We start from the raw sequence: 7294 nt of genomic DNA on the forward strand, positions 1-7294 counted from the left end.
CGCCGGCCCCCTCCGATCCCTCGAACCCTGTCAGGAACCACCGATGACCTTTCCGCGCACCGAGTCGCCCTCGCACCGTCGCAGATCCGGCCCCTCGGAGCCGCTCGGCGGACCCGAAGGCAACGAACGGCTCACCGCGCTCACCGGCGCCGTGCTGCTGGTGCTGTTCGCCGCCGAGGGCGTGACGCTGCTGCAACTCGGCCGGCTGCTGTACTGGCACTACGTGCTCGGATTCCTGCTGATCGGCCCGGTCTGCCTGAAGATCGCGTCCACGGTCTACCGGTTCTCCCGCTACTACACGCGCCACGAGCCTTACGTGCGCAAGGGCCCGCCGCATCCGCTGCTGCGCATCATCGGCCCCTTCATCGTGCTCTCGACGATGGCGGTGCTCGGCACGGGCGTGCTGCTCGCCGTGCAGCACACCTCGAACACCCTCGCCGGCTTTCCGGTCGTCTTCCTGCACAAGCTGAGCTTCGTGGGCTGGGCCGCGCTGATGACCGTGCACGTGCTCGCCTACCTGCCGCGGCTGCCGCGCCTGCTCGCGGACGACGCCGTGCCGGGCCGGGCCGCGCGGGCCGTCGGCGGCCGCGGACTGCGCTACTCGCTGCTCGTCCTCGCGCTCGGCGTCGGCGTCATCCTGGCGATGTGGGGCGGGCAGCTTTCCAGCTCCTGGCACCGCTGATCGGAGAATCTCGCATTCTCCCTGGCCGGTCGTTCACGACTTCAAGGGAAGCCGTTAAGAAGGCGTTCAGATCGGCGCGCCGCGGAAGATTTTCCCGGCGCCGCAGAATTCCCGCCGAAGGCATTGCCCGCGGCGGGTGAGAACTTTCCATGCTTCTCATTGTCCTGATCTTGTCCGTCGTATTCGATATGCAGCGAGGCCATCGCCTCACTACCCACCAAAGTCTTTCAATCATGGAAGGCACATCTGCATGCGTATACGCACCCTGGCTCTCGCCGCCCTGGCCGGCGGCGCCTGCCTCGCCCTCGCCGCCGCGCCCGCGCAGGCGGCCGCCGCGCACTCCGCCCACCAGCTCGCCCCGCGCTCCAGCCACGCCGCCGCGAAGCCCGCCGTGACCGGCAGCGGCAACCTCGCCTACGGCGGCGGCCCCGTGGTGACCTCGCCGACGGTCTACATCGTCTACTGGGGCAGCCAGTGGGGCACCGGCACCACGCCGACCAGCGACCCGTCCGGCGAGGCCGCGCTCCAGCTCTCCTTCTTCCAGCACGCCTACGGCAGCGGCGACACCTACTTCACGTCGCAGACCCAGTACTGCCAGGGTGTGGCCACCGGCACCACCCAGTGCGGCACCTCGGGCACGCACGTCGGCCACCCGTCCGCCAACCCGGTGGGAGGCACCTGGCTGGACAGCTCCGCCAAGGCGCCGAGCCGCCCGTCCAACTCCCAGCTGGCCGCCGAGGCTGTCAAGGCCGCCTCGCACTTCGGCGTCTCCGGCGACAACGTCCAGATCATCGTCGACTCGCCGCACGGGGTCGTGCCCAGCGGCTTCAAGACGCAGTACTGCGCCTGGCACGACGTGACGACCACCTCGACCGGCGCCAACCTGCCCTACACCAACATGCCGTACATCACCGACGCCGGCGCCAGCTGCGGCTCCGGCTTCGTCGCCGCCACCAACGGCGTCAACTCCACCGACGAGGGCATCACCATCGTCGGCGGCCACGAGTACGCCGAGACGCTGACCGACCCGGAGGCGGGCAACGGCTGGCTCGACTCCACCGGCTACGAGACCGGCGACAAGTGCGCCTGGATCTCCAGCGGCCAGGGCGCGTCAACGGTCATCTCCCTCAACGGCTCGTACTACGCGGTGCAGTCGCTCTGGAGCAACAACTACGGCGGCGGCGCGGGCAACTGCGTCACCTACTACGCGAGCTCGACCAACCAGCACTAGCGCGGGGGCGCCGAACCGGGTCCCGTCGCCTTGTGGGCGGCGGCGGGGCCCGCAGGACCCACTCCCCCCGCTTTCCCGAACCCGGAAGGACGCGCCGTGACCGCGCCCCGCACCGCAACCCGCCGGCGGCTGCCGCATTCCGCAGCCCGCCGGCTCGCCTGCCTCGCCCTGCTCTCCCCCCTCGCCGCCCTGTCCGCGTGCTCGTCCTCGTCGACGCCGAACGCCGCCGTCGTCACCTCGAACGCGGCGCTCCCGGCGTGCACCGCCCCGGCGGACGGCGGCCTCCCGCACACCGCGGGCAGCCTCACCCAGACCGACACCGGTGCCTACTGCCTGGGCGTGGGCAAGATCCTCGACATCTTCCTGACCGCGCCGGCCGGCTCGGCGGCGGGCTGGAGCGAGATCCGGATCAAGGACACGACGGTCCTCGCCTACGGCAACAACGGCGTCATGACCGCCATGCGCGGCGAGACGCCCGGCGTGGTCGTCGGCCGGGCCCGCGGAGTGAGCACCGTGACCAGCACCCTCCCCGACGGCCGGACCTGGACCGCCACCATCGTCGTCAGCTGACCGGATCCGGCATCGTCAAGGCCCGTACACGATGATCCTGGCGGATCCGCGACCTGCTCCCTTTGCTCAAGCCAGACCGCCGCGGTACGCGAAGACGACGAGCTGGGCCCGGTCGCGCGCGGCGACCTTCACCATGGCGCGGTTGACGTGGGTCTTGACGGTGGCCGGGCTCAGCACCAGCCGTGCAGGTACTGGCTGTCTACACCCTCGTCTTCGTCATCCTGGCCCTCACCACTAGCATGCGCCGCGACGTGTCCTGACCACCTGTGAGACCGATGTTGATGCCCTGGCGCGTGTAGCGTTGGGGCATCCACCGCTCGATGCGATCAGCAAGACAGGACGCTCATGGAATCCGTCGCCGACGACCACCGCGTCGGGCCCGAATCGGCTCGCCTCTCCGAACCACTGCCCGGCGTCTACGCCTGGGTGCAGCCCGACGGCTCCTGGTGGGTGAACAACGCGGGCGCGGTCGTCGGGGACGGGAGCGTGCTGGTCATCGACACGTGCGCGACGGCCGAGCGCACGCAGCGGTTCCTCGGCGCGCTAGACGCGGCGGTCGGCGGCGCTCCGGTGCGGATGGCCGTCAACACGCATCAGCACGGCGACCACACCTACGGCAACAGCTTGCTGCCCGCGACGACCGTGCTGTTCGGGCACACGCTGATGCGCGAGGGGCTGCGGGTCGACCCCATCATCGACGGGTGTCCGCCGGCCTGGGAGCCCGTGCCGGATTGGGGAGCCGTGCAGCGTCGCCTGCCGGACGTCGCGGTCGAGTCGCGGCAGACGCTCTACGTCGGACAGCGGCGGGTTGAACTGCTGCACCCGGGAGGCCCGGCGCACACGACGGGTGATCTGGTCGCATGGCTTCCCGAGGAGGCGGTGCTCTTCTCGGGCGACCTGGTGTTCGCGGGAATCACACCGCTGGTGTTCATGGGCTCGGTGACGGGTGCGCTCCAGGCGGTGGACTGGCTGGAGTCGCTGGAGCCGGGCATCATCGTGCCCGGACACGGGCCGGTGCTGAGCGGCGCGGACATCGCGCGCATCCTGGAGGAGCACCGCCGCTACTACCGGTTCGTGCTCGATGTCGCCGAGCAGGGGATCGCCAAGGGGCTGAGCCCGCTGGAGGCGGCCAAGGAGGTCTCGCTCGGCGAGTTCGCCGCGTGGCCCGACCCGGAGCGCATCGTGCTCAACCTGCATCGCGAGTACGCCGACCGCGCGGGCCGCGAGCTGGATCTCGCCGCTGCCCTGGGCGACGCGGTCACGTGGCTGGGCGGACTGATGCGGACTTCCGTCTAGGCGAGAGGATCAGCAGGGCGGCAAGGCCGCAGACGAGGCCCCAGAACGGGGCGCCGATGGAGAGCACTGAGATGCCGGAGGCGCTGACCGCGAAGGTGATCGCGGCGGCCTCGCGGTGGTCGGGGGCGCCGACGGCTGCGGCGAGCGCGCCGCCGAAGGTGGTCAGCAGGGCGAGTCCGGCGACCGCCTCGATGAGCAGCGGCGGGGCCACCGCGAGCAGGGACATGGCGAGCGCGGCCGACAGGCCGAGCGCGATGTAGACGCATCCGGCGCTGACCGACGCGATCCAGCGGCGGCGGGGGTCGGGGTGGGCGTCGGGGCCGGCGGACAGCGCGGCACTGATCGCGGCGAGACAGACGGCGAATACGCCGAACGGAGCGCCGAGCACGGTCGCGGCGCCGGTGCCGAGAAGCGGGCCGCGCAGCCCGGCCTCGTAGCCGAAGCCGCGGAGCACGGCCTGGCCCGGCAGGTTCTGCGCGGCCATCGTGATGACGTAGAGCGGCAGCGCGATGCCGACGAGCGCGCCGACGCTCAGCGTGGGAACGGTGAAGGACAACCGCGGCAGCAGGCCGATTCCCATGCCGCCGACGCGGCCGGTGTGATGCACGGCGACCTCGACCAGCACGACGGCGAGCGCCGCGGGCGCCGCCCAACGTCGCGCGAAGCGGGACAGCAGGAGCCAGACGATGATCGGGCCGAGCGCGAGGGACGGGATCTGGACCGCCGCGCGGACCGGGGCCAGGCAGAGCGGCAGGAGGACCCCGGCGAGCAGCGCGGACGTGATCGGCGCGGGTATCCGCCCGATCCAGCCGACCAGCCGGCTCGACAGGCCGGTCAGCACGAGCAGCGCCCCGGCCACGGCGAACGCGCCGACCGCCGCGGCGTAGCCGCCGTGCTGCCGTCCGGCCGTCACCAGCAGCGCCGCCCCCGGCGTGGACCACGCGATGCTGATCGGCTGCCGCCGACGCACTCCGTACCAGATCGCGAGGCCGCCGACCGCGAGGCACGAGGCGAACAGCCCGGACACGGCCTGCCGCTGGTCCGCCCCGACAGCGCGCAAGCCGACGTCGACCAGCGCGAACGAGGCGCTGAACCCGACGAGCGCGGTGACCAGCCCGGCGATCGGCGGCTGCGTCGACCCCGGGGCCGTTCCGTAAAGAGAACGTTCCATGAAGGGAACGATACCGCGGCGGACGGCATACTGGTAGCCGTGACCCAGGCACGCACCACGACGCCGCTCGCCCACGAGGTGGCCCGCCGCATCCGGAAACTCCGCGCCGACCGCGGCATCAGCCTCTCCGAGCTGGCACGCGGCGCGAACCTGGGCAAGGCCACGCTCTCGGCCATCGAGGCCGGCACCCGCAACGCGACGCTGGAGACCCTGTACGCGATCGCCGCGCGCCTCGACGTCCCGCTCGCCGCGCTGCTCGCCCCGCCCACCCCGGCCGATGCGCCGACGGTCAGCGGCACCGCCGTCACCGCCGAACTCCTGGAGGTCTTCACCGACGACGGCGCGACGACGGAGCTCTACCGTCTGACGATCCGTCCGGGCCCGACCCAGACCTCCCCCGCCCACCCGCGGGGAGTCGTCGAGTACCTGACCGTCTTCTCCGGCACCGCGCTCGTCGGCCCGGCCGACACGCCGCTGACGGTCGCCGCAGGCGGCCACGCCTCGTTCGCCTCCGACGTGCCGCACATCTACGCCGCCCTCGACGCCGAGGTGCACGCCTCGCTCGTCATCCGGCATCCGTCGCGGCGTCAGGGATAGGGCCTGGTCAGACGTGCGCCTCGCGAGCTTCGACGATCGTGGTGACGAGCCCGGTCTCGACGTCGTACACGTGCCCTGAGACGGTGATCCCGGGCGAGATCCGCGGCGATTCGAGCAAGCGCCCGACGTCGATCTTCACCGTCGAGTACGGGTCGGCGACCTGCACGGCTTCGAGGTGCGCCTCGCTGACGCCGGTGGCCTCGGCGGCCTCGCGGCGGAACTCGGGATCGGCCAGAAAGCCCGTGCCGCACTGCGGATGGTGGACGACCGCGACCTCGAAGAGCCGGTCCGTCATGCCGAAGACCTTTCTGGCGAGGAACGCCAGGTAGGCGATGTCCTCGACGACGGACGGGGTGACGCGGCCGCCGGCGTTGCGGATCACGACGGCCTCGCCGAGCCGGAGCCCGAGGGTGATCGAGGGGTTGATCCGGTGGTCGAGGCAGCTGACGACGACGAGGCCGGCGGTGGGGGCGGCGAGCGGCACGGGGGTGTGGTCCTGCGCGAACTGCCTGTTGCGTTCGAGCAGCGGGGTCATCCTGGTCGCGGTCATGGCGGAATCCCTTCGGTTTAGTGGACAGCGTCCACTCCACGGTCCAGGCTACGTCGCCCGGTGGACGCTGTCCACATTGCTATCCTGGATCGATGAAGGCCGACCCCCCGACGGACCCCCCGGCAGCGCGGACTCCCCCGGCCCGCCGGCCGCGCGGCGCCGTCCGGGAGGGCCTGATCGCCGCGGGGGTCGAGCTCGCCCGCGCGGGCGGCCCGGATGCCGTCGTGCTGCGCGAGGCGACGCGGGCGGTCGGGGTCGTGCCCAACGCCGCGTACCGGCATTTCGCCGACCGGGACGCGCTGCTCGCCGCCGTGTGCGCGGCGGCCATGCGGGAACTCGGCGACCGGATGGCGGCCGAGGTCGCCCGCGTGCCCGGCGCGTACGGCGATGCGGCCGCGGCCTCGGGCCGTCTCGGCGCGATCGGCACCGCGTATCTGGCGTTCGCGCGGGAGGAGCCGGGGCTCTTCGCCACCGCGTTCGCCGTGCCGCAGCAGCATGCGTACGCGCCGGCCGACGAGGGGGCGGAGGCGGATCGCAGTCCCCTGGGACAGTTGCGTGGCGCGCTCGACGAGCTGGCGGACGCGGGCGTTCTCGATCGGGGGCGCCGTGCGGGCATCGAGTATCCGATCTGGTCCGCCGTGCACGGACTGGCCGTACTCACCGGGCAGGGACCGCTCCGCAACGCCCCGGATCAGGACCGCCGGCGGATCGAAGAGCTGACGTTGGCGTTCATCGCCGACGGCCTCGCGTGATTCACCCGAGGTAGGCGGTCAGCCCGCGCTGTGGATCACGTCCATGGCGTGCTCACGCGCGGGAGCGCTCAGGGCGCGATTGAGGTCGTCGAAGAGTACGCATGCCGTCTCGCCGTTCCAGCCCGGCGGGAGAAGGCGCAGCGGCAGGCCCGGGTCGCGGTAGGGCAGGCGGCGCCACTGAGTCAGCATGGGAATGTACGTCCGGTACGCGTCGAGCGGGGCCATGCCGTTCGCCGGCACCCGTTCGAGCACGGGACGGTACCGGCGCAGGAAGTCGCCGTAGAGGCCGGTGAGCTCGTCGAGGTCCCACCAGCCGCGGATCTTGGCGCGCAGCTCGCCGAAGGCGAAGTGCCGGCCGGTGAAGATCTCCACGTAGGCGGACAGGCCGCGGCGCTCGAGCGTCCGCCGCGTCTCGGCGGCGAGGGTGGCGGGGGCGATCCAGATG

General features: G+C 72.1%; 9 protein-coding genes and 1 pseudogene. 6 read left to right on the forward strand and 4 right to left on the reverse strand.

The features are described from left to right. The first annotated feature begins 43 nt into the window (after positions 1–43). The 3 genes from KDK95_RS33295 (at position 44) to KDK95_RS33305 (ending at position 2483) form a co-directional block, all read left to right on the forward strand. The gene (locus KDK95_RS33295; protein ID WP_212522346.1) at positions 44–682 is read left to right on the forward strand and encodes a hypothetical protein; all 639 of its coding nucleotides are present in this window, start codon (positions 44–46) and stop codon (positions 680–682) included. Positions 683–932: 250 nt separating this feature from the next. Continuing rightward, on the forward strand, positions 933–1913 hold the full coding sequence (locus KDK95_RS33300) for a hypothetical protein (RefSeq protein ID WP_212522347.1): 981 nt from the start codon (positions 933–935) through the stop codon (positions 1911–1913). Positions 1914–2009: 96 nt separating this feature from the next. Further along, the gene (locus KDK95_RS33305; protein WP_212522348.1) at positions 2010–2483 is read left to right on the forward strand and encodes a hypothetical protein; all 474 of its coding nucleotides are present in this window, start codon (positions 2010–2012) and stop codon (positions 2481–2483) included. Positions 2484–2549: 66 nt separating this feature from the next. On the opposite strand, the pseudogene KDK95_RS33310 reads toward KDK95_RS33305, so the two are convergent. Beyond that, positions 2550–2675, reverse strand: a pseudogene (locus KDK95_RS33310) (LuxR C-terminal-related transcriptional regulator); the annotation flags it as partial. A 153-nt stretch (positions 2676–2828) separates the two neighbouring features. Between KDK95_RS33310 and KDK95_RS33315 the strand changes: the two are divergent. After that, positions 2829–3779: an MBL fold metallo-hydrolase gene (locus KDK95_RS33315; RefSeq protein ID WP_212522349.1), complete on the forward strand. Its 951-nt coding sequence runs from the start codon at positions 2829–2831 to the stop codon at positions 3777–3779. Here the strand turns inward: KDK95_RS33315 and KDK95_RS33320 are convergent. Next, a complete protein-coding gene (locus KDK95_RS33320) occupies positions 3742–4950 on the reverse strand; it encodes a benzoate/H(+) symporter BenE family transporter (protein ID WP_212522350.1) in 1209 nt (402 codons plus the stop codon). The genes KDK95_RS33315 and KDK95_RS33320 overlap by 38 nt on opposite strands. A gap of 39 nt (positions 4951–4989) precedes the next feature. Between KDK95_RS33320 and KDK95_RS33325 the strand changes: the two genes are divergently transcribed. Beyond that, complete coding sequence (locus KDK95_RS33325; RefSeq protein ID WP_212522351.1) at positions 4990–5547, forward strand: helix-turn-helix domain-containing protein; 558 nt, start codon at positions 4990–4992, stop codon at positions 5545–5547. Positions 5548–5554: 7 nt separating this feature from the next. Here KDK95_RS33325 and KDK95_RS33330 read toward each other — a convergent pair whose 3' ends face one another. Further along, complete coding sequence (locus KDK95_RS33330; RefSeq protein ID WP_249162282.1) at positions 5555–6097, reverse strand: carbonic anhydrase; 543 nt, start codon at positions 6095–6097, stop codon at positions 5555–5557. A 92-nt stretch (positions 6098–6189) separates the two neighbouring features. Between KDK95_RS33330 and KDK95_RS33335 the strand changes: the two genes are divergently transcribed. Beyond that, a complete protein-coding gene (locus KDK95_RS33335) occupies positions 6190–6849 on the forward strand; it encodes a TetR/AcrR family transcriptional regulator (RefSeq protein WP_212522352.1) in 660 nt (219 codons plus the stop codon). Positions 6850–6867: 18 nt separating this feature from the next. Here the strand turns inward: KDK95_RS33335 and KDK95_RS33340 are convergent. Continuing rightward, a partial coding sequence (locus KDK95_RS33340; protein WP_282971745.1) for a PaaX family transcriptional regulator C-terminal domain-containing protein occupies positions 6868–7294 on the reverse strand: 427 nt, incomplete at its 5' end.

The organism is Actinospica acidithermotolerans, from assembly GCF_018139625.1.
In the GTDB taxonomy this organism is placed as follows: Bacteria; Actinomycetota; Actinomycetes; order Streptomycetales; family Catenulisporaceae; genus Actinospica; species Actinospica acidithermotolerans.